Below are 21,662 nucleotides of genomic sequence, written 5' to 3' on the forward strand. Positions count from 1 at the left end.
CGATTTGTTATCACTAAAGGTTGTGGGCACAAATCCTCTCAGCTGTCATGCAAAATGCTGGTACTTCCCTGGAGCGCGCGGTCCTTGAATCCTGTTCGGTTCTTCGTCGGACACAAAGACGAGTGGGTAAGCGCTCGGTCGGAATTTTTCGTACAGCCGCACTGGAGCGAGGATTTGGGAGGGTTGCCCACGTATGATCTCGCAGGTGGGTACCCGGGTGGCAGAGCGCAGAAAGGTCACCTCCCGACCCGGTTCGGTTGCTCTCGGCGGGGTGGTCGTCGGAGTCGCTGGGATCGTTGGACTTTTCGTCGTTCGCGCTCTGGTGCCGACCCTCGGTCCGTGGTCGTTGCCGAATCATCTGCAGGATCTCCTCACGCTGAGTATCAGCGTCATTGTCGAGTCTCTGCCATTCGTCGTCCTCGGTATCGTGTTGTCGATAGTCGTTCAGGTGTGGGTTCCCGACCGGTGGATCATGCGCGTGCTTCCGCGGAATGCGGTGCTGCGGCGGGCGATGATCTCGTTTCTCGGGATCTTCCTTCCGGTCTGCGAGTGCGGCAATGTGCCCCTTGCCCGTGGACTGATCGTGAAGGGCTTCACGGTTTCCGAGTCGATGACGTTTCTTCTCGCGGCGCCGATCGTCAATCCGATCACCATCCTGACCACCGGCCAGGCCTTTGGATTCGACAGTTGGGTGTTCTTCGCGCGTCTGGTGGGGGGTTTCCTGATCGCGAACGTCATCGGTTGGCTGTTTTCGAAGCATCCGGATCAGGACAGTCTGTTGACTGATCGCTTTGCCGCCGAGTGCCGGTTGCCTGATTCCCACGAACACGACCAGACCCGGTGGCAGAAGAGCGTGGAGCTCTTTACCCGCGAGAGTGGCGTGATCATGCCTGCCCTCTTCATCGGATCGTTGGTGGCCGGCTTTGTTCAGGTAGCGATTCCGCGCTCGGTGTTGCTGAATCTCGGGAGCAATCCGGTCTGGTCGATCCTCGCGATGATGGTGCTCGCGTTCGTCATCTCGGTCTGCTCCAATGTCGATGCCTTTTTCATTCTTCCCTTCGCCAGCACCTTTCTGCCGGGGTCGATCGCGGTGTTCCTGATCTTCGGCCCGATCATCGACATCAAGATGCTGACTCTGATGCGCACGACATTCAGGGCGAAGGTTCTTGTGCAACTCACGGTGATTGTCGGTCTGTTGAGTGCGCTGATCGGATTGGTGGTCAACTATGTGGCGTAGTTTCCGACGCTGGCAGGGCATCACCCTCATTGCCGCGGCTCTCGTTTCGACGATCTGGCTGGCGGTGACGAATCAGCTCATCCTGTATATCCACCCGCGGTATATCGTGTTCACCGTGATCATGGCAGCCCTCGGGCTGATCCTCGCGATCGCCAGTGCGGCGCACAAGTCCGACCATGACCACGACCCGGAACCGACACGCGTCGGTAAGGCGCTGTCCGCTGCCGCGACGGTGCTGACTCTCGTGCTCGCGGTCGGTCTGATCGTCGTCCCGCCGGCAACGCTCACGACGGCGACTGCCGATCAGCGGGTGATCAACAGCACCGGGGTGGGAGCGGGTACCAAGTCCGTCGCCGCCGTCTCCTCCGCCTCCCAGGGAGCGTTCGCGAAGTTCACCGTGCAGGATTGGGCCTCCCTGCTACGCCAGACAACCGATGCCAGCTTTTATCGGGATAAACCGGCCCACATCGTCGGCTTCATCACGAAAGACACAGACGACCCGCAGAATGTCTTCTACCTAACTCGCTTTGTGATCACCTGCTGCGCTGTCGACGCGCAACCGATCGGTGTGCCCGTGTTCATGCCCAATTGGCAGAACAGCTTTACCGCGGATGGATGGGTGCGCGCGACCGGCTCGTTCGAGACGAATCCGAGCAGCAACAGCAAACAGCCGATTGCGCTGGTACCGACGGACACGGTCAAGGTGAAGCAGCCAAGTGAGCCATACCTCTACTGATTTCCGCTCCGAACGTGGCGAAATGACAAGCAGCAGTCGCCCCTTCCGCCGTGCGATCGGCGTGACGGTGACGCTCCTTATCGTTCTCGTTGGGGTATTCGCCGGGCTGAACTATTTCCATGGCCCGAAACTTGCAAGCGGGAGTGTCGATCTGGAGCGGGTGGTGCTCCAGTCGGGTCAGCAACTCCGGCTGTTCGCCAACCAGAACATCAGTACCGTCAGAAAAAGACAGGTCACTGTCACGCCAGCGACTCCCTTCACCGTGAACAGCTCGGGCAAAGTCATCGCCGTGCAATTCACCCATCGATTGCTCTACGGCACGAAATACACCGTTCGGGCCCGTGCGGTGGGAAACGCAGTCCAGCCCGGCACGACTGAATTTCGCTACTCGTTCGTAACCGCACCGGCCCAGATCTACTACCTCGACCGGGCCGACCCCGCCAGCACCGGCCGACAGGTAGACAGGATCATAAAAACTGGGCTTCGCACCGAAAAACGCACGGTGGTGTATTCCGCGCCACACATCGACCAGTTCGTCGCGCTCCCCGGGGCGGTCGCGTTCACGACCCTCGGTGACGACGGAACAACCTCCTTATCGCTCGTCAGCGACAGGGACAGCAGCATCGTCGAACACTTTCTGCTGCCCGGCAGTGGCACCATCGATCAGCTGCAGGTCGCTCCAGAAGGCGGTGTTCTCGGATTTGTCTTCACCAGCAGCGGACCGGCAACCGATGCCCAATATCCCGGCATCCTCATGACGATCAACCTCACCGGCGCCCATACTGCTGTCCCCGCCCTCGACCTCGCCAAGAAGCCGCTCGCCGTCACCGGCTGGTCGTTCATCGCGGGAAGCGCCGATATCGTCGCCCAGAGCATGGACCAGACCGTCCTTCGAATCAACCCGCTCACTCCGGGTGCAGATATCCCCCTCGGCCAATATCAGGGCCTGGGTCGAAGCGCCCCGGACGGTAAATCGATCGTCGTCAGCGATGCGTTCGGCTCTCTCGCCTACTCCCTCGACACGGGCAAGGAAACCCGTCTCCCCTCCCCGCCCATCGCCGGAGCCAGAACCTTCGGCGGCACAACGGCCCTGGTCGGCCCCGGTACCACGCGAGTGCGGCAGGTAACGACCCTCGACCCGAGTGACCGGGGGCGATACACGAGTTCCATCGTTCTGGAGCAGGGAGACCACACCCGAGTCCTGTATCAACCGACCGGCAGAAACGCGAGCATCGAAGGCTTCAGCGTGTCGCCCAACGGACAGTACCTCGCCGTCAACGTCATCCCCGACTACGGCACCAGCATCTCCGACGGATACCTGAACGGTGCACAGTCAACCTCGATCACGACCATATTCATCGACATCGCTACCGGAAGCCTCGTCAGCGGAGTCGCAGGATTCGACGAAAGTTGGCGCTAACATTGCTAACTCTCGCAGCGGTGAACCATAAGCCCAGGACGACGGAACCTCGTCACTAGAAGCGGCTTACCGAGAGCTCGCGGGCGCTGGAATACCGCGGGCATGGTCTGTCGCCATCAAAAATCGTTGACCGCTTGGAAATCAACCCCTCAGCTAGAAAGGGGTCTCAAGTGGGACAGCGTTGGAATACTCGGCCACTCGGTGGATTCGCCACAGATCAGTCGCGCTGACCGTTCCCCTTACGGGCTATTTCGTCTCAGCGGTTGGTCGTGTTGCCTGGTTGTTTTGGTGTGCGCGAGGCGGTAGGAGTCGGTGCCTGTTTCGATGATGTTGCCGCCGAAGGTGAGCCGGTCAACGATCGCTGCACACAGCCGGGGGTCGGTGAATGTCTTCGTCCAGCCGCTGAACGACTCGTTCGAGGCGATCGCGACGCTGTTTTTCTCTTCCCTCTCGGTCAGCACTTGGAAGAGCAGTTCGGCACCGCGCCGGTCTAGTTCCATGTATCCCAGCTCGTCGATCATGAGGAGATCGACGCGGCCGTAGCGGGCGATGGTGCGGGCTAACACTTTCTCGTCGGCGGCCTCGACGAGTTCATTGACCAGGCGGGTTGCGAGGGTGTATTTGACTCGGTAGCCAGCCTCGGCCGCGGCTGTACCCAACCCGATGAGTAGGTGGGTTTTACCGGTGCCGGAGTCCCCGATTAGGCACAGTGGTTGGCCTTTGCGGACCCAGTCACCGGAGGCGAGGGTGTGGACGGTGGCGGGGTTGATGTTCGGGTTCGCGTCGAAATCGAAGTCGCCCAACCATTTGTCCCTCGGGAAGCCGGCTGCCTTGACTCGGCGGACCGAGGAACGGCGGTCACGGTCGTCGCACTCGGCCAGCAATAGCTCAGCGAGGAAACCCTGGTAGGTCAGTTGCTCCTTCTGCGCGGCACCGATAGCTTCCTCCACCACCGCCCGAATTGTCGGCAGCCGCAGGCGCCGACAGGCCTGATCGACGGCAGCATTCGCGGCTTGCTCGGTCATCCCGCGACGGCGGCGCAGCGTCGTCGTGATCGACGTGGTTGTGGGGCTCATGATCCGGTCTCTTCCCTCGCTGGTAATTCTTCGCCTCGTGCCAAGCCGGGTAGATGGAGTAGTTCGTCGTATCCAGCCATCGATGGGATTGGTCGTCGGTCCGGTGGTAGACCCGCGATCACCGCCGCCGGATCCGCCAGACGCCGTTGGGTGAGACTCACCACCCGAGGTTCTGCTCGTTGCTGCTCCACAGATAGGAATCGGACCCGATCACGACTGGAAGATGGCTTGTCGGGTGTTTCGGGGTGTTGTGAGGCGTGCAGGCGGGCTTCGACCGCGACGACATCCGCGGTCACCGCACCGACCGTCACCGCGGCCTGGAGACCCGCAATAACATCAGCGGCGTCCATGGAGCGGTGCAACAACAGGACATCGATCAGCTCCCGGGTGGCGACGGCATCTCCGTCGGTTTTGCGGGCGGCAGCCCAGAATGCTTCATGCGCCGCCGTGAACGATCCCGTGGCCCGCGCGTGTGCGAGAGCGGTCGAGCCAGGCAATGCTCCCGGCTTCAGCTTCAGCACATCGAGGTAGTGGTCCAGATCAACCGACTCCCCGCCGCGGGCGACCACCCGGGCATGCCGGGCGACAATCGTACGACCGTCGAAGACCACCAGCTCCGACGCCCGCAGAGATACTCGCACCTGTCGGCCGATCAGGCGTGCGGGCACGGAGTATTTCGCCATCCGCACGGTGATGAGGCTGGACCGGTCTACCCGTGGTGTCAACGACAGGCCCGGATCGAACCGCTCCAGAGGTAACGGTGCCAGCAGGGGTTGCTCGGTGGTGAAGTCTGCACCTACGGTGCGGATCCTGGTTGCGATGCGCCGGCGGTCGTCGGCTTGATCCCAAGCGCGAATGCGGTCGTTCAGTTCGGCCAGAGAATCGGTCACGGGCATCGGTGAGAGGTGGTTGCGGCGAAACCTGCCAACCTCACCCTCGACGCCACCCTTCTCATGCGCACCCTTGATACCCGGCTCGCAATAGAACGAGTCGAACCCATAGTGCGAGCGGAACAGCACCCAGCGGGGGTTCTCTACCCGGCTGCGACCGAAGAGCACCTTCGTGACGGCGGACGTCAGGTTGTCGTAACGGATATGCCTGGTCGGGATCCCACCGATCGTCTCGAACGCGTCAATATGGCCCTCCAAGAACGCCTCCTGCCCCTGCGTCGAATACACCCGGTGGATGGCCTTACCCGAGTGGGAGAGGCGGAAGACGAACAGGTGGCACTTCGTCTTCACCCCAGCCAGGATCACCCACACCTCACCGAAGTCGACCTCGGCCTCTGCTCCCGGCGCGTGCCCTTGCGGGACGAACGCGTTCACACGGCGGCCGGCCTCGACCTCAATCTCCACCCGACGCACCCGCACATAATCCCGAACCGTCGAATACGACAGGGCTGTTGCCCCGTGCTCCTCTGCCAGCCGGGCCAGGATCCGGGTCGCGGTATGACGTTGCTTCCGCGGAGCATCCAGATCCGCCGTCAACATGGCGTCGATCGCTGCGACGAACGGCTCAAGACGAGGCGAGGATCTCACATGAGCTTTCCGTGCCGGCGGCTGGGCCGATTCCAACGCAGCCCGCACCGTCCGCCGGTGCACATTATGTCGGCGCGCCAGCTCCCGCACCGACAGCCCCTCAATTCGGGCATCCCTGCGGATCTCCGCGAACACATCCACCTTTAACAACCTCATCCTGGCCTCCTCGCCAAAATCATTCAGACGAGACCACGATCAGGTGGGGCCAAATCAAACCGTCACAACCACCCCGGCGAGTCACAAGGTGGGGCCAGATCTAACCGTCACCCCGGGGCCACTTCAGGCTGTCACAGACATCGCTCATTCTCCCGACGCAGCGCCTCGGTCTCAGTCTCAGGTGGTGCGTCTTTCCGTGTGGTGGGTGGCCTACCGCGTCGCTTTGGACTCAGACCGTCGGGCCCTTCGCGCCGGTATTTGCTCGTCCAATTCGCCACCGTGCTCGGAGACGGGAGACCGAACTCCTCTGCAAGAGCACGCCCCGATTCCCCTTTTGTGTGGCGCAGCACGATCTGCAGCTTGGTGTCGAAGTCGTACTGCTTGCGTTCCCTGGTCACCAAAGCCCCTGATCCTCGTAGTTGCCATCGCTGGTACAACATTTGGACTGGAGCCCCGGCAAGGTCAAGAGCCAGGGCCACCGACTTCGCGGTGAAACCCTGCTCGAACATCTCCACAGCCGACACGGCGTCGGGGTGGCTCAACGTGCTTTTCAAATACATCTGACTACTCCTGAAAGAGGGACCCTGAATTAGGTGTCCAACTTTCGGGGACCAGTCCAGTAGCCCATTTATGTTCTCGTTGCTGCCACGCTGCCACGGCGAATGTGGGTCACAGAAATAGATCGGTAACCCGATCGCTTCGGTCACCCCAGCGTGTTGGTGCATCTCGACGCCCTGGTCCCAAGTCAGCGAACCACGCAGCTGCTCGGGCAGGTCACGGAAGAGCCCAATCAGGCCGTCGCGGACATGGTCAGCGCGGTGCTTCGCGTCGGGGATTCGCAGCAGCATCACTTTTCCGCTGCTTCGCTCGACCAGGGTTCCGATTGCTGATTTATTCGCTTTACCGATGATCAAATCCCCTTCCCATGCCCCGGGGATGGTCCGATCTTCCACGAATACCGGCCGTTCAGCGATCAGGGTCATGTTCTGGATCCGGCCGACTCGTCCGGTTGTCTTCCGTCGTCTTTTCCGGGTTGTTCTGCCCGTCCTGACCGCGCTCACGGCACTGCGAGTCAGAGCGGTCCGCGAGCTCGAATACAGCGCCCGGTAGATGGTCTCGTGCGAGACGCGCATCGAGAGCTCGTCGGGATAGTCAACGCGCAGCCGCCCAGAGATCTGCTCAGGCGATAGTTTGCCCTTCAACCCCGCGATCACTTGATCACGCAGCAGCCCTGGCGAGCTGAGTTTGCCAGGGCGTGGCCTCCGGGCAGCATCGAACGCGATTCGGTGAGCAGTAGTCGCCGGGACTGCCCCGAGTTCAGTTGACTCGGTGGGTTAGTGGTTTCACGCGGCGTTGAGGGCCATGTTTATTGTCTCAAACTCGATCGGGGTGAGTTTGCCGAGGCGGCGTTGCCGACGCTTGCGATGGTAGGTTCGCTCGATCCAGACCACGATCGCGAGGCGTAGCTCTTCCCTCGTGGCCCATCGTTGCCGGTCGAGGACGTTCTTTTGCAGGAGGGCGAAGAAGGACTCCATCGCGGCGTTGTCGCCGCATGCGCCGACGCGGCCCATCGACCCGGTGATGGCGTTGTTCTTCAACACCCGCACGAAGGCGTTGGAGCGGAATTGAGAGCCGCGGTCGGAGTGCAGAATCGTGCCGGCGATGTCGCGTTGCCCGATTGCGTTGCGGGCCGCAGCGACCGCCAGGGATGCTTTCATTCGGGAGTCGATGGAGTAGCCGACGATCTTGTTCGACCACACGTCCTTGATCGCGCAGAGGTAGATTTTGCCTTCGTCGGTGCGATGCTCGGTGATGTCCGTCAACCACAGCTGGTTAGGGCGTGTCGCGGTGAAGTTCCGCTGGACATGGTCGTCATGCACGGGCGGGCCGGCTTTGCCCCTCAGGCCGCGTTTCTTCGCGAACACGGACCAGAGCCGCTGCTGGGAGCAGAGCCGCCAAACCCGGTTCTCGCCCGCCTTCAGGCCAGCCTGGTTGAGTTCGTCGCTGATGAACCGGTAGCCGAACGCGGGGTCGTCCCGGTGGGCGTCCCACGCCGCGTTGGTCAGGTGAGCGTCGTCCCAATCACGTTGCGAGACGGGGTTTCGGAGCCACTGATAGAAGGCTTGTTTGGAGAAGCGCAATACCCGGCAGGTCACCGTGACGGGGACTCCGTCGACGGCCAGTTCGCGGACCAGCGGGTACATCATTTTGGGTTGACATCCCGGGAGAGGTAGGCGACGGCGCGGCGCATTACCTCGGCTTCCTGCTCCAGCAGCCGGATCCGTTTCCGCGCCTCCCGCAGCTCAGCCGACTCCTTCTCCGTCACGCCAGGCTTCACCCCCTCTTCGACGTCGGCTTTCTTCAGCCAGTACGCCAGACACGACTCCGAAATTCCGAAGTCCTTCGCGATCTGGTTCAGCGGGGCTTCGTGCTTGCGAGCGACCGCGACAACATCGCGGCGGAACTCGGGCGGGTAGGGCTTGGGCATGGTGACATCCTTCCAGCGGAGACGAATCTCCACAGGTCAAGAGTCAACCAAACCGGGGGCAGTCCCGCCCGGTACCTGTTTCGTGGCATCACATTCCGGCGAAGCTCTCGCGAGATCGTGGAATGCGAGCGGCCCAGCCGGCGACCGATCTCTCGAACGCTGAGGTGTTGTGCGTTCCAGAGCATGATCTCCTGTCGTTCTTCAAACGTCAGCGAACGGCCGATCAGGTTCCGTCCCCAACGCGGCCGAATCCCTCCATGTTCCTCGAGGTGCTCGAACACGGCGCTCTTCTTCCAGCCCAGCAGTGCCGCTATTTCTTCGCCCGTCCGGCCCGCTTGCCGCAAGTCCCAAAGTTCATTAACAACGTCGGGGAGCATCCGCTCGGTAAACCGTCCAGACATATCGATCAACACCATTCAAAAGGTAGGTGGTGCGATCACTGCTCGAATCCGCCCCCTTATTTATTCCGTTTCGTGAGCTGACCCCAGGACGTGCACAGCGCCGCCCCCAGAAACCGGATGCCACAAAGCGGGGCGGTTTGACCTACCAACGATCATCTTCTGCCTTGGTTGGTTAGCTCACTCGCAGCGACTGGAAAGATCCCTGCCCATTCCACATCAGCACGCCGTAATGGCCCGATCCGGACCGCTGCGCCGGGTCATTGTCGGTGTAGTCGATTTGCAGTGCACCGTTCACGTACACCTGGATCCGCCAGCCGGTCGTAACGACTTTGATGTCGTAGGCGCGGCCGGTGAGAACAGGGACGTTGGCCTTAGCGAGCGGGCTCACCGCGGCACTTGCCGCGCTGATGGGAAGGCGGTAAAGCCGCACGACGTTGCCGTTGGCATCGATACCGACCGCGTACCCGCTGGTACCGGCCACGTTCGAGCGGAAGACCAGCGACGGCCATGAGAAGGGCATCGAGGGTTCGACCCGTAGCAACCCCTCGTATGTAAAGTCGGTGCCGGTCTGGGAGGCGACATTGATGGCCGTATTGGTGTCGAACCGTCCCGTGAGGCCGTTCTGGGTGACAGTCCAAGCCGTGTTGGTTGGCGCTCCGGTGAAGGTTAGGTTGGTGTCCAGCGACGTTACGTACACCGGTACTGTGCTCGTCACGGTTGGCGTGCCCGCGGAGGCGACCGTGATGATGGCCCGGCCGGCGGACACCCCTGAGACGGTGGCGCCCGAGGTGCAGCTCGCTGTGACTGTCGCAATCGAGGCATCGCTCGAGGAGCAGGTGAGCGATTGCGACGCGGTGAACGGCTCAATGGCCCCCGTGAGCGTTGTTGTCGCCCCAGTGGCAACATTCACCTGATCAGCGCTCGTGTCGACGCGATCGGGCGTCGTGCCCGTCGTGACCTCATCTCGCCAGATCGAGTGGATGGGCGTGACGGCGATTGCGGTGGCGTTGACGCTTCCGCCTACCGCGTACAAGTCCATTCCATTGGAGGTCGACGTGGGTAACACGAGCGTTGAAAATACGGTCGAACCCTGCCCAGCGAAGACCTCCACCGATGATTCGTCCACGAGCACCGAGAACGTGACCGTGTTGCCGGAAGCTGGCGCCAGCGGCGCGTTCTCTCGATCGGCGAATCCGACGGTGAAGCCGGAGTATCCAGCCACGGTACGGTCGACGAATAGATTTCCCCCTGCGACGTCGTACCCGATGCGCGTGCGCTCCCCATTCCCCGTTCGAACGTCAAGCCCGAATTCAGTGGTGGCTGAGCCGGTAAGGTCAAAGGTTCCGTCGAAACGATAGGTCGTCCCCAGAACGCCCGAGAGCACATTGCCGGTGGTCGCTACTGTCGCGTTAGACCACGTTTGCGGCGACCCTTCGATGGTTGACAGCTGGCCGACGGGAGCCTGGGTTAGCCGCACGCCCACTCCGGGCACTGTCTTCAACGCAAGATCGCGCGGAAATGCCGCGGATGAAAGCCAGGGCGATGTCGGAATCGCACTCGAATAGTCAACATTCGCCATTCGGCCCATCAGCACGCGCTGACCGCCGGGCTCGGCGACGGTCTGGCCGGCATAAAAATCCTTGCCGAAATCAAGGCGAAGCGCCGCAGACGTGGTGGGGCTTGCAGCGGTGAAATTCGATCCGTCAAACGCGCCGATCCAATACTGCACCTCGGAGCGGTGGGTTGTCGCGTCGTCGCCGACGCCGTTGATTAGTACCCACTTCTGGTTCGTTGAGTTGCCGTCGACCGCCAGGGGAAAGAGATCGGGATTCTCCCAGACCGCGCCGGTGAGGCTCGTGCCATTGAATGCGCTTTTGTAGATCCAGGCGAGCAGGTTGGTTGACTGATAGATGGCGACCTTCGGGATGCCAGCGTCCACGATCGCGATAACCATATTCCAGACTCCGGCCTGGGAGTTCCAAAAGACTTTTGGATCCCTGAAGTCCGTCAGATGGTCATTCGGATCGCCAACTGCGAGACCCGTGAGGGAAGGGCCCTCCAGCCAGTGTCGTCCCGCATCAGTGCTATGGGAGATCGACACAGATTGTTTCTTTGTCACGACGTCGAAGTTTGTGTAATACGCGATGAGTCCGCTGTTCATTCCGCCGAAAAGCCCCGACGTGTTGTTCGGGTCGACGACGACGGATCCCGCCCACGATTGTGCGTGCCTGCCGTATCCGATCGCGATGCCGAGACTCTGCCAGTGCACCAAGTCGGTGCTAACCGCGTGTGCCCACTGCCCGTTCTGCTGGTGAAAGAGGTGATATTCGCCCCCGTAGTAAATGAGCTGCTCGTCGTCGGCTGTGCCCGTCGGCGCGGTGTAGTGATACTGCGGGCGCAGCTGTTCGGCATAGTAATCGCGCTCCGCCGTCGCCGTGACGTTTTGAAAGGTCGCTGCGCCGCTGTACACGGCGAGTCCGAAATAGCCGGAATTCGCCGCGGAGTCGGTCACGTCAATTGCCGGAGTGGCGTAGCCATCCACATAGACCTTTATGGAACTGCCTACTGCGACGACCTTCACTCGGCTGGTGCTCGCCATAACGCCGCTCATGGCTCCGGTCGCGATGGTGCCCGCCGATGCATTGCGCAGTGCGACGCGATGGAGATTGGGATCGAAGTCAACAAGGTATCCAGTGGTGGCTGCCGCGTTTGAGCGGAAAGTCAGCGACGCCACGCCGCCCGTCGCTGGAACGGTGACGTCAGCCTGGAAGACGAAGTCCGAACCTTGAGATCGGGCGACGTCTCCAACATGCAGGCCCGAGCCAGCGGCGCCTGTCAGGCCGTCCTGACCGCTCGTCCACGTGCCGCTCAGCGGCGCTAGTGACGCGAGACTGGTGCGAAACCCGACGTCGGTTTGCGCGTTTTGGAAAACGGTCTGGCCGCCCGCCGTGCGCAAGCCAAACTGACCTGATCCGGCCGACAAACTGTTGGATGAAACAACCGGCGGGTTGTCTTGAACGCCGAAGTAAGCGTCGACGTTTGTTCCCTTCACGGTCACGCGAAGTGCGTAGACGTGAAATAGCGCGACACCGCCGGGAGACGAGGTCGCGGTACCCGTCGCAAGAGTCGTGTTGGTCGAAAGGTTGACGAGTGCGACCGAGTTGTGGTCGACATCCACTTGAAAGGCGTAGCCGCTCGTTCCGGCAGTATTCATGCGGAACAGGAGCGAGGCTGTTGTTCCCGAGGTGATCGCTTCGAATGTCGCCGAATAGGTGAAATCAGCCGCTGCCTGCGAGGCGATGAAGGCGGCGCTCGGCGCGGCTCCCGGATTTCCGAGAATGCCTTCGGCGATGTGGCTCCAGCTTCCAGCCGTCGACGTCCATCCGGAGAGAGGTGTGCGGAATTCGTAGAGGTTCACGTTCTGAAAAAGCGAGGCGCCGTTGCGCACGCCAAGGGCGACGACGCCATGGGTATACGCCGCGTCGGTCGCCGTCACCGCCAACGAGCTCCCGAGGTAGACCTGGATCGCCGGCCCGTCTGTGACGACTTTGACCGCATAACCGGTCCCCAGGGCGATAGTCGTGGAGAAGGCGAATCCGATCGTCGCGCCGCTCTGGAGATCGATAAGTCGCGCCTGGTTTGCGCCATGATCGAGGACTACCGCGTATCCAGAGCTGCCGGTCTCGTCGGCGCGGAAGATCAACATGGCTTGGCCCGCCGAACCCGTCGATACCGTCATTGTGGCCTCAATTGTCAGGCTGGCTTCGACGTCGTCGGTCGATACGTAATATCCGCTGCCCGTGGCGCGGGACCCGCTCAGCCCACCGACGGCGCCGTCGTTCCACGTTCCTCCGACGGTCGTGAACCCGTGGATATTGCTTACGAACGTCATGGTTGCTGCAGCCGAGGCAGCCGATATTACTGAGAAAAGTGCGGCCACGGTGAGGAGTGCCAGGGCTCCGAGCAGGGGACGACGCTTCATCACATCGTCTGACTGAGAGTCCACGCGGCGACCGAGACCTGCGTATTGCTGTCTGCTGTTAAGGTGACGGCTGCAGCGCCTTCCGATGGATAGGCCCGCACCGTAAACGCGACGCGGTCGTTCGCGAACACCTCAACAATGGTCTTGTCAAGATAAACCCGGAGCTTCAGCTCCTCGAAATCGCCGGTCAGCGGGGCTGCGAACCGTGTTTCCTGCGACGAGGCGTCGGGCGACGCGGTGGCCCTGTCGACGATGATTTCGCGACGTTCGGGCGAGTATTCGATCGCGACCGAATGGGCACCGTCGGAATCGGCGAAAACATCGAGTCGAACGCCGACGCCGATGGGAGATCGGACGATCACCTCGCCGACGGGCAGCGCCTCCGCGATGACTTCAACAGTTCCCGCAGCCAGACGTCGCAGGCCGGAGGCAACTGTGTCGCCCCGCAACTGCTCGAGTTCGGAGATGGGGCGGATAAGTAAGCCCTGGTCGTCGACGTCCACGTGCCGTGGCACGCTGATCATTCCCGTCCAGCCCTCAGCTTGGGTGGTGGTGCTTCCATCTTCGCGTGACCAGCCCACTACGACTAGGCGGCCGTCGGTGTCTGTCATTGCCGCCGCAGAATAGAAGTCGGGGCCGTGGTCGAAGCGCGCCGGAGCTCCCGGTTCGAATCGCATCCCGGACATTTGACCCCGCAGTGCTGCGACATAGAGAAAGTGATCATCGTGCCAGACCGACGCCAGCAGAAGTCGCTCGTTGCCTAGAACGGGCAGTTGTGGGCACTCCCAGAGCCGACCGGTCCACAGGTCATCGCGCTCGTTAACGGAGCGCTGGTAGACGATACCCTCGTAGGTCCAATCGAGGAGGTCGTGAGAGCTGTAGCCGAGGATGGCGGCTGCCTCGTCGCCCACACTCGCGCCCATGATCATTCGCCAACTGTCGTCTTCGCGCCACACATAAGGGTCGCGGAAGCCGATTGCGTGAAGCTCTGGTGGGGGACCGGCGATGACTGGGTTTACCGGCTCGCGGGACCAGGTGTGCCATTCGGCCGAGCCGCGGGCCACGCTCACCTGTTGGGCATGACCATCGGCAGGGTCGCCTAGCGCGGAGTAGATCAGGGTGGGAACGTTGCCGTCGATGACGGCGCTGCCCGACCAGCAGCCAAAGCCATCCGAGCCGTGACCTTCGGGCACAAGCGCTGGCTCGACAAACTCCCAGTGCACGAGATCATTGCTGATTCCGTGGCTCCACTGGATGTCCGGCTTCCAGTCAACGCCATCCGGCACATGTTGTACGAAAAGGTGGAAGCGTCCTTCGTCATCTTGAATAAATCCGATTGGGTCGTTGATCCAGCCCAGTGCGGGACGGTAGTGGAAAGCCGGAAGAAGTGACATGCGGTCGCCATTCGATCAATTGAGTGGGTGTTGCTCAACTGAGCGTAGCGCTGCACCTAGACCGCGTCAACGGTGAGACTGAATACCGCGCGTCTCGCCGATAAGTTGTAGATTACGAGCCGATTGCATCCCGAAGGCATCACATTCTGAAGCCGGGCAGGGGCTCAGAGCGAGCTACTGGAGGAGGGCCTGTGCGGAAGCCTCATCGGTCACCAAGGTGTTGATCAGGCCACTGAGGACAGTGGCTTTGATCGCCGCGATCTTCTCGGGCCCGCTCGCGATCCCGACTGTAAGTGGTATTGCGCGCAGCTGCGCAGATGTGGTGGCGATCATTCGACGCGAGGCATTGCTCACTATTTCATTGCCGTGGAGGTCGAGGAGCACGCCGCAAACGTCAGCTTGCACTCCCAGCCGATGGCCTTCTTCTACGTCGGCTAGCGGCATCACGTCGACCAATCTAGACGACGGTGGTCGCCATGAGCCCACGGCGAGGATGGCCACATCGATCTCGTCGACCTTACGAAGAGTGCGCGCGATCGAAGCCTCAGACTTTAGACCGCGTGCGGTCGCCTCGTCAGGGACGAGAAGCGGGGCATGCAGGGGAAAAGACCGGCCGCCGGTCGCATTTTTGAAGCGCCGAAGCAACTCACTTGCGTGAAGGGAATTTTCGACCGTCGGGATTTCGCCGATCATCTGCACGACGTCACAGGTCGGCAATCCGCCGAGTGACTCGACGGCCGTTGCAACGCCGTCGAGCGTGCTTCCCCAGGCCACACCAAGCACCGATCCGCTTACGAGCACCTCGGAGACGTAACGAGCAGCCAGTTGCGAAACCCGTTGCTTCGTTCTTCGCGGATCTTCGGAGTCTGACACGGCCGGGGCAACCAGAACCTGGGACAGCTTGTAGCGTCGGCGGACTCGCTCGGAGAGGGCCTCGTCGGTCTCCGACGGGCTGTTGAAGGTGATCGACACAATCCCCGTGTCGATCGCTAAGTCGATCAACTTGGCCACCCGAAACCGGCTGATGCCCAGCTTCTCCGCGATTGCAAGATTTGTTTCGTGATCGACGAAATGCAACCAGGCAACGCGATGCGCGAGCAGCGAGTCGCTCGCTCGAACACTACCTGTGCTCTCCACGAATAGTTCCCTTCCGCGTCTACCGAACGTCATTCCGGATTCTAGTGGTAGGGCCGCAACCTCGCAGACTCTGACGGACGCTGCCACGGTCGTCTATTGCGGCGTCGAGCTCAGCGCGCGTCGGCATCGATTCTGCACCACCGACTCTCATGCAGGTTATCCCCGCGGCGACGTTTGCGCGCCCGAGTAGTCGTACCCATTCTTCAAGAGTTGTTGGCGTAGGGGAACACGCAATATCGCTGAGAATGGACGCCATAAAGCTGTCGCCGGCACCGGTCGAATCCATGGGGAGGATTGGGTTGACGTCAACGGTGGTCAGCTCGCCGTCATGCCAGAGGAGGGTCGGCGAGGCCGCTTGAGTTAGCACCACGGTAGCCCCGCCCAGCTGATGAAGGCGATCAGCCATCGCAGCGGGGCTGCAGAGCGGATCCAGAAACTCGGCGTCCTCAGCGCTCAACTTGATCAGGTCGGAGTGCCCCAAAATTTCGGTCAACGATGCGCGATAGGCGGAAACGTCATTGATCAGGAGAGGGCGAGGATTCGGATCGATGGTTCGATAGCTCTTCGCCATCGAGAACACCTCGCCAACTCGATCGCGAGCAGGCGCGTCGAGAACCGCGGTTGAGCCGGCATGAACGATTGTGTTTTCTCCGAGCAGCTCTTCCGGAAGAGTGGGAAGCTCCAACATAAGCCGGGGGTCACCAAAGAATTCATACCTGACGTGCGGCCCATCCTGAGAAGCGAAGGCAAGGCACGTAGTTGCAACGTCAACGCAGTAGGTCGTTCCGACGCCTTCAGCGGCCAGAAACTGACCTATTCGTTTTCCGAACGAATCAAGGCCGAGCGCGCTGATCAATTCGACAATCGCGCCCAGGCGACTGGAACCCACGGCCACGTTGAGTGGCGAACCCCCGAATCGGGGCCGATACACCGAGGATCCACGGTCATCCGTTCCCTCGATGAGGTCCATGAGGGCTTCGCCCATCACGAGGAGCACACCGGCCACTAAAGGCCCTCCGCCACAGCCGCGTTGTGCTCCTGATGCCTCATTTCGCGAGCCGAAGCCTGTCGGAAGACTCGACGGTTGAGCATCTGTTCGACGGCTGTTTTGATTGCTTGCTCGCCAAGGCCGTAATAGTCGAACAGGTAATCCCTGGTTCCCCCGTGAGTGAAGGTGTCTTGAATTCCGATTCGTCTGAAGTTGGTGCTGATCCCGTTCTCGGCGAGAAGCTCGGCCACGCTTGAACCGAGCCCGCCGCGCACTAAGTGGTTTTCCACCGTGATGACGTTTCGCGCGCTGCGCAACCGCTCGAGAACGAGCGGGTCCGTGAATGGCTTGAGAGTAGAGATGTGCAGATGCCCCGCTTCGAAACCGGCGTGCTCGAGCTCGGCAACAATCCTCATCGTCGTTTCCGTTTGCACTCCAGTAGAAAGAATCAAAACGTCGTCGCCGACGGCGAGCTCACGGGCCTTGTTGAATTGCATCGGTGAATCAAACAGCACCGGTACCTCACCACGCAGCATCCTGCAAAAGACTGGTCCCGGGATGTCGTCCATAACCTCGAGCACCGTACGCGCCTCTATCGCATCCCCCACCTCAAGCACCGTCATGTTTGGCAGCAACGACATCAGCGCAACGTCGTCAATGGACTGATGGGTAACGCCGCCAGGCGTGGTGAGGCCTGGCAGGAAGCCGATGATGCGGACTGGCAGCGCCGGGTAAGCAACCGAGAGTGCGATCTGTTCGTACGGGCGTCGGGTTCCGAACACGCTAAACGTCGGATAAAACGGGACGTAGCCCTCACGCGCCAATCCCGCGAGGGTGCCGACCAGGTTTTGTTCAGCCATTCCGAGAGAAAAATATCGATCGGGGAACCTTTCGCGGAAGCCATCGGCCTCGCTCGAAGCAGTGAGGTCGTTCGTTACGCAAACAACTTGCAGTCGCTCGGCGGCGTAACGAACAAAGGCCGTACCGTATGGCTTTGTGTCGAATGACGCGAGAGCCGGCGCGGCGCTAGTTTCGGATATGGTCATGGTCAGACTCCTTGCAATGCGGAGAGATCACGCCGAAGCGTCTCGACCTCACCTGAACGAAAGCGGATGTAGTGGAGTTGGTGGCGGTCCTTCAGCGAAGGAATACCGCGGTAGGGCTGGGTGCGGCAAACGACAAGACGCGGACGCCCATCACTAGGTTCATTGCCTGCAGCCCACAACTGCTCCGGATCGTGGCCATCCACTTCGATGACGTCCCAACCAAACGCCCTGACCTTTTCTGCGATCGGCTCGATCTGCATGACGTCTTTTACCCAGCCATCGACCTGTAGCCCATTCGCGTCGAGGTATACGGTGAGATTGCCAAGCTCGAAGTTCGACGCGACCTGGAGGGCTTCCCAGGTCTGGCCCTCTTCGAGTTCCCCATCGCTTATCAGCGTCCAGACTCGATGGGGCTCCGCGCGCCGCTTCAGGGCAAGAGCCTGGCCGATTGCTACGGAGAGAGTCTGAGCAAGCGAACCCGCCGTAGTGGCGAAGCCGGGTGAGTGCTCTGCGCCAATCATCTCCAGTGTTGAGCCGTCGGCATTGGCAAGGTTGAGGACGTCGTCTGACAACCGGCCCATCTCGACCAGAGTGGAATACAACCCGAGCGCATAGTGGGCGGGCGATAATAGGAAACGATCGCGATTTCCGCTATAGATCGAACCAATGAGTGCTGGTTCGCCAGGACGAGGGACACCCTCAAATTGCGCTGGCACCATCGGACCCGAGCTGGGCCCCAAATCCATCAGGCGAGAAAAGAGCGTCACGAGAATCTCGGCCGAGCTGCAAACCTGAACGAGGTATCCGCCGTTGTTCGCGATGCAAACCTCGGAGCCCCGTCGACGCACGTTCTGCGCTGTTACCAAAACCTCGTCGATCCAGGAGGTGTCTTCCATTTTATCCTCTTCCTCTTGCATCAATTGAGCGCACTAAACTCACATGAGAATAGAGTGCTCTGCACGAAGGTGTCAAACCGGGAAAGCGCATCGTGCCGGGACTACGACAAGGCGAACTGAGGCGAGAACGACATGGAACCTAACAATTGAGCTACTACCACTCATTTGTTGACAGCTTTATGCAAACCACGTACTGTAGTGACTCACTCGAGGCAGGGGTGCACTAGTCACGCGGGAAGATGGTCATTGGCGACCAGAAAGCGATCAATGATGACGCTCGGAGAATTTATTTCCGTCGCGATATCACAGCCGATCGAATCGCTAGGGATCGTTACAATCGCGTTATTAAGTCACGTCATCCGTGTCTGCCGAGGAGGAAACTCCCCAAGTCAGTTAACGCTGACCCCAGCATGAAAGGAACAGAATGCGACATCAAGCACCGAGGTACCGTCGTCTTGCAGTAATCGCCATCGCCGCCGCCGCCGCCGTAGCGATGAGCGGCTGCGCCGCTACATCCACGCCGAAATCATCGAGCACAATGTTGGCCGTTGCCCGCGAAGACACAGCCACGTTTACCAAAAACTTTAATCCATTCTCACCAAATGCGGTACCAATGACACAGCAGGCTATTTACGAACCAATGTTCGTATACAACCCCGGCAAAGGGAACACGGTTCCGTGGTTGGCAACGGGGTGGTCAATTGCTAAGGACGGTCTCAGCATGACCTTCATACTCCGTGACGGGGTCAAGTGGTCAGATGGAAAGCCATTCACTGCGGCGGATGTCGCCTATACCTTTAATCTTCAACAAAAACTTTTTAGCGGCTACAGCTATGTGTCGTCTGTGACGGCCGTTTCCAAGGAAACAGTAAAATTCACGCTCAACCGCCCATATTCGCCAGGCCTCTTCGAAATCGGTGCTCAGATCATCCTTCCGGAGCACATCTGGAAGAACATTTCGGATCCGACCAAGGACACGAATCCGAATCCCGTGGGGACTGGTCCATATACGCAGGTGAATAGCTTCCAGGCACAATCTTTCGATCTGATGCCGAACCGGCACTACTGGAATCCCAGCGGCCAAAAGATCGCTGGTGTGCGGGTGCTTGCATATGCGGGTAACGACGGCGCGAACCGGGCACTCGTCGGAGGCGACGTCATGTGGGGGGACCAATATTTCCCGGACATCCAGAAAGCTTTCGTTGCCAAGGATCCGGCCCACAACACCTACTGGTTCCCGCCAACAGGCGCCACGTGGTCCCTTGGCTTCAACACCACGAAGAAACCATTCGATAGTGCTGACGTACGAAAAGCGCTGAGCATGGCCATCGATCACCAACAAGTGGTCAAGATCGGCGAGTCCGGCTACACGCATGCCTCTGACTGCACCGGCCTGTCCGACGCTTATAATACCTGGCGAGACAAGCAGGTTGTCGCAAGCTGCAGCTGGACGACTCAGAATGTCAAGGCTGCCGGCGCTCTGCTCGATAAGGCGGGCTTCCCGCTCGGCGCGGACGGCAAGCGCACTTTCAAGAATGGCAGCCCCTTCACCTTTGACATCCTTGTGGGAGCGACATCAACCGACCTGGTTTCGGTCTCTCAGATCATCTCGAAGGGCCTCGCGGCAGTCGGCGTGACAGCCAACGTGAAGTCGGAAGACTGGGGACAGGTGGTGCAGAGCTACCAGTCAGGCGATTTCAGCGCCGGGCTCATGTGGTCCAACCTTGCCTCGACGCCGTATGCCTTCTACAGCGGCACAATGGGATGTTCCACGATAGCGAAAGGCACAGCGCCAGCAAGCGACAACTTCCCTCGGTTCTGTAACGCCGAGGTAGATCCATTGCTGGCAAAGTTCGCCGCAACGCAGGATCCGAAAGCGCAAACGACAGTTGTGAACACGCTTCAGTCGATCTTCGCGAAGGATGCCCCGGTGATCCCACTGTTTCCCTCGCCTGCGTGGGGTGCATACAATGACAAGCTCTTCACTGGATGGCCAACGAAGAATGACCCGTATGCAACGCTCAGTACGCGGTCGCCAACCACAGTCCTCGTCCTAACCTCTTTGAAGCCCCGGTAGCACCGCGTGCAGCAACGGGGCGGAAACTTCCGCGTTCCGCCCCGTTGGCTCGCAACGACCGTTCCAGGGCTTCTCCGTCACGGTGAGCTGTTTTTATTCAGGGAGTTGACTCATGCGTTTCGTACTACGACGATTCGGCTTTTACCTGATCGCGTTCTGGGCATCGCTCACGCTCAACTTTCTGCTGCCACGGCTCATGCCGGGCGATCCCGTCGGACGCATGTTTGCGCAATTGGCCGGGCAGCTCCGACCGGATCAACTGCAAGCACTTCGCAGGCTATTCGGGCTCGATAACCAACCAGTCCTTTTGCAGTACGTGCGCTACATTGGCGACGTCTTTACCGGTCAACTGGGCATCTCCATTTCGCGATTCCCCACCCCCGTCTCCGACGTGATCGGTTCTGAGATCGGTTGGACGATCCTTCTCGGTGCGACGGCTCTCGTCATTGCGGCTATTCTCGGCACAGTTCTCGGAGTCGTTGCGGCCTGGCGCCGAGGCGGCCTCGTCGACTCAGTTTTGCCGCCGACCCTCCTATTCATCGGCTCTTTTCCATACTTCTGGCTTGCGATGGGCGCGCTGTATCTATTTGGAAGTATCCTCAATTGGTTTCCGACGAGCCATTCATTTTCAGCCGGCTCAGTTCCGAGTCTCAGCGGCAGTTTTGTCTGGGATGTGCTCGCGCATCTCGTGCTCCCCGCGCTTACCATCGTCATCGTCTCGGTAGGCGGCTGGATGCTGGGCATGCGAAACACCATGATCGCAACCACGGCCGAGGACTACATCACAATGGCCGAAGCGAAGGGACTGCGCTCCGGCAGGATCATGTATCGCTATGCAGCAAGGAATGCACTGTTGCCGACGATCACCTCCTTCGGGATGTCATTCGGCTTCATCGTCGGCGGCGCGCTCCTCACCGAAGTGGTCTTCGCCTATCCGGGCGTGGGATTCCAACTGTTCTCGGCGGTTCAGTCTTTGGACTATCCGCTCATGCAAGGGATTTTCCTGACAATTACCGCGGCTGTGTTGATTGCCAATTTTCTGGTTGACGTCGTTTATGTCTTTCTCGACCCTCGCGTACGCGTCAATTGA

At 60.4% G+C, this 21,662-nt stretch carries 16 protein-coding genes; 5 read left to right on the forward strand and 11 right to left on the reverse strand.

What is annotated here, in order from left to right:
* Positions 1–322 precede the first annotated feature (322 nt).
* The 3 genes from F1C58_RS04080 to F1C58_RS04090 are packed head-to-tail and all read left to right on the forward strand — an operon-like array spanning position 323 to position 3,393.
* Complete coding sequence (locus F1C58_RS04080; protein ID WP_255461352.1) at positions 323–1,237, forward strand: permease; 915 nt, start codon at positions 323–325, stop codon at positions 1,235–1,237.
* Positions 1,227–1,973 carry a TIGR03943 family protein gene (locus F1C58_RS04085; protein ID WP_185202814.1) on the forward strand — a complete coding sequence of 249 codons (747 nt, stop codon included), beginning with the start codon at positions 1,227–1,229 and terminating at the stop codon, positions 1,971–1,973. The genes F1C58_RS04080 and F1C58_RS04085 overlap by 11 nt, the downstream gene beginning before the upstream one ends.
* Positions 1,974–1,995: 22 nt before the next feature.
* The gene (locus F1C58_RS04090) at positions 1,996–3,393 is read left to right on the forward strand and encodes a hypothetical protein (RefSeq protein ID WP_185202816.1); all 1,398 of its coding nucleotides are present in this window, start codon (positions 1,996–1,998) and stop codon (positions 3,391–3,393) included.
* A 239-nt stretch (positions 3,394–3,632) separates the two neighbouring features.
* Here the strand turns inward: F1C58_RS04090 and istB are convergent, their stop codons facing one another.
* From istB to F1C58_RS04145, 11 genes are all read right to left on the reverse strand, one after another.
* Positions 3,633–4,469: an IS21-like element helper ATPase IstB gene (gene istB, locus F1C58_RS04095; protein ID WP_185202818.1), complete on the reverse strand. Its 837-nt coding sequence runs from the start codon at positions 4,467–4,469 to the stop codon at positions 3,633–3,635.
* Positions 4,466–6,163, reverse strand: a complete 1,698-nt coding sequence (gene istA / locus F1C58_RS04100; RefSeq protein WP_185202820.1) for an IS21 family transposase — start codon at positions 6,161–6,163, stop codon at positions 4,466–4,468. The genes istB and istA overlap by 4 nt, the downstream gene beginning before the upstream one ends.
* Before the next feature lie 131 nt (positions 6,164–6,294).
* Positions 6,295–7,446 (reverse strand): IS30 family transposase, encoded by a 1,152-nt coding sequence (locus F1C58_RS17060; RefSeq protein ID WP_370543698.1) that lies wholly within the window; start codon positions 7,444–7,446, stop codon positions 6,295–6,297.
* Between the two features lie 60 nt (positions 7,447–7,506).
* Positions 7,507–8,651, reverse strand: a protein-coding gene (locus tag F1C58_RS04110) for an IS3 family transposase (protein WP_185200817.1) whose coding sequence is annotated in 2 segments (ribosomal slippage) — positions 7,507–8,372 and positions 8,372–8,651 — 1,146 coding nt in all. Because the reading frame shifts where the segments join, the coding sequence is not laid out codon by codon here.
* The gene (locus tag F1C58_RS04115; protein ID WP_185202824.1) at positions 8,579–9,067 is read right to left on the reverse strand and encodes a helix-turn-helix domain-containing protein; all 489 of its coding nucleotides are present in this window, start codon (positions 9,065–9,067) and stop codon (positions 8,579–8,581) included. The genes F1C58_RS04110 and F1C58_RS04115 overlap by 73 nt, the downstream gene beginning before the upstream one ends.
* Before the next feature lie 157 nt (positions 9,068–9,224).
* Positions 9,225–13,034, reverse strand: a complete 3,810-nt coding sequence (locus F1C58_RS04120) for a glycoside hydrolase family 32 protein (protein ID WP_185202826.1) — start codon at positions 13,032–13,034, stop codon at positions 9,225–9,227.
* On the reverse strand, positions 13,034–14,428 hold the full coding sequence (locus F1C58_RS04125; RefSeq protein ID WP_185202828.1) for a glycoside hydrolase family 32 protein: 1,395 nt from the start codon (positions 14,426–14,428) through the stop codon (positions 13,034–13,036). The genes F1C58_RS04120 and F1C58_RS04125 overlap by 1 nt, the downstream gene beginning before the upstream one ends.
* A 174-nt stretch (positions 14,429–14,602) precedes the next feature.
* A complete protein-coding gene (locus F1C58_RS04130; RefSeq protein ID WP_185202830.1) occupies positions 14,603–15,565 on the reverse strand; it encodes a sugar-binding transcriptional regulator in 963 nt (320 codons plus the stop codon).
* Between the two features lie 19 nt (positions 15,566–15,584).
* Positions 15,585–16,571, reverse strand: coding sequence for a carbohydrate kinase family protein (locus F1C58_RS04135; RefSeq protein WP_185202831.1), 987 nt, complete (start codon positions 16,569–16,571; stop codon positions 15,585–15,587).
* Positions 16,571–17,599 carry a transketolase family protein gene (locus tag F1C58_RS04140; protein ID WP_185202833.1) on the reverse strand — a complete coding sequence of 343 codons (1,029 nt, stop codon included), beginning with the start codon at positions 17,597–17,599 and terminating at the stop codon, positions 16,571–16,573. The genes F1C58_RS04135 and F1C58_RS04140 overlap by 1 nt, the downstream gene beginning before the upstream one ends.
* 2 nt (positions 17,600–17,601) lie before the next feature.
* Positions 17,602–18,495 carry a transketolase gene (locus F1C58_RS04145; protein WP_185202835.1) on the reverse strand — a complete coding sequence of 298 codons (894 nt, stop codon included), beginning with the start codon at positions 18,493–18,495 and terminating at the stop codon, positions 17,602–17,604.
* Positions 18,496–18,919: 424 nt separating this feature from the next.
* On the opposite strand from F1C58_RS04145, the gene F1C58_RS04150 reads away from it, so the two are divergent.
* Both F1C58_RS04150 and F1C58_RS04155 read left to right on the forward strand, forming a co-directional pair.
* Positions 18,920–20,572, forward strand: coding sequence for an ABC transporter substrate-binding protein (locus F1C58_RS04150; RefSeq protein WP_185202837.1), 1,653 nt, complete (start codon positions 18,920–18,922; stop codon positions 20,570–20,572).
* A 112-nt stretch (positions 20,573–20,684) separates the two neighbouring features.
* A complete protein-coding gene (locus tag F1C58_RS04155; RefSeq protein WP_185202839.1) occupies positions 20,685–21,662 on the forward strand; it encodes an ABC transporter permease in 978 nt (325 codons plus the stop codon).

The organism is Glaciihabitans sp. INWT7, assembly GCF_014217685.1.
Taxonomy (GTDB): domain Bacteria; phylum Actinomycetota; class Actinomycetes; order Actinomycetales; family Microbacteriaceae; genus Lacisediminihabitans.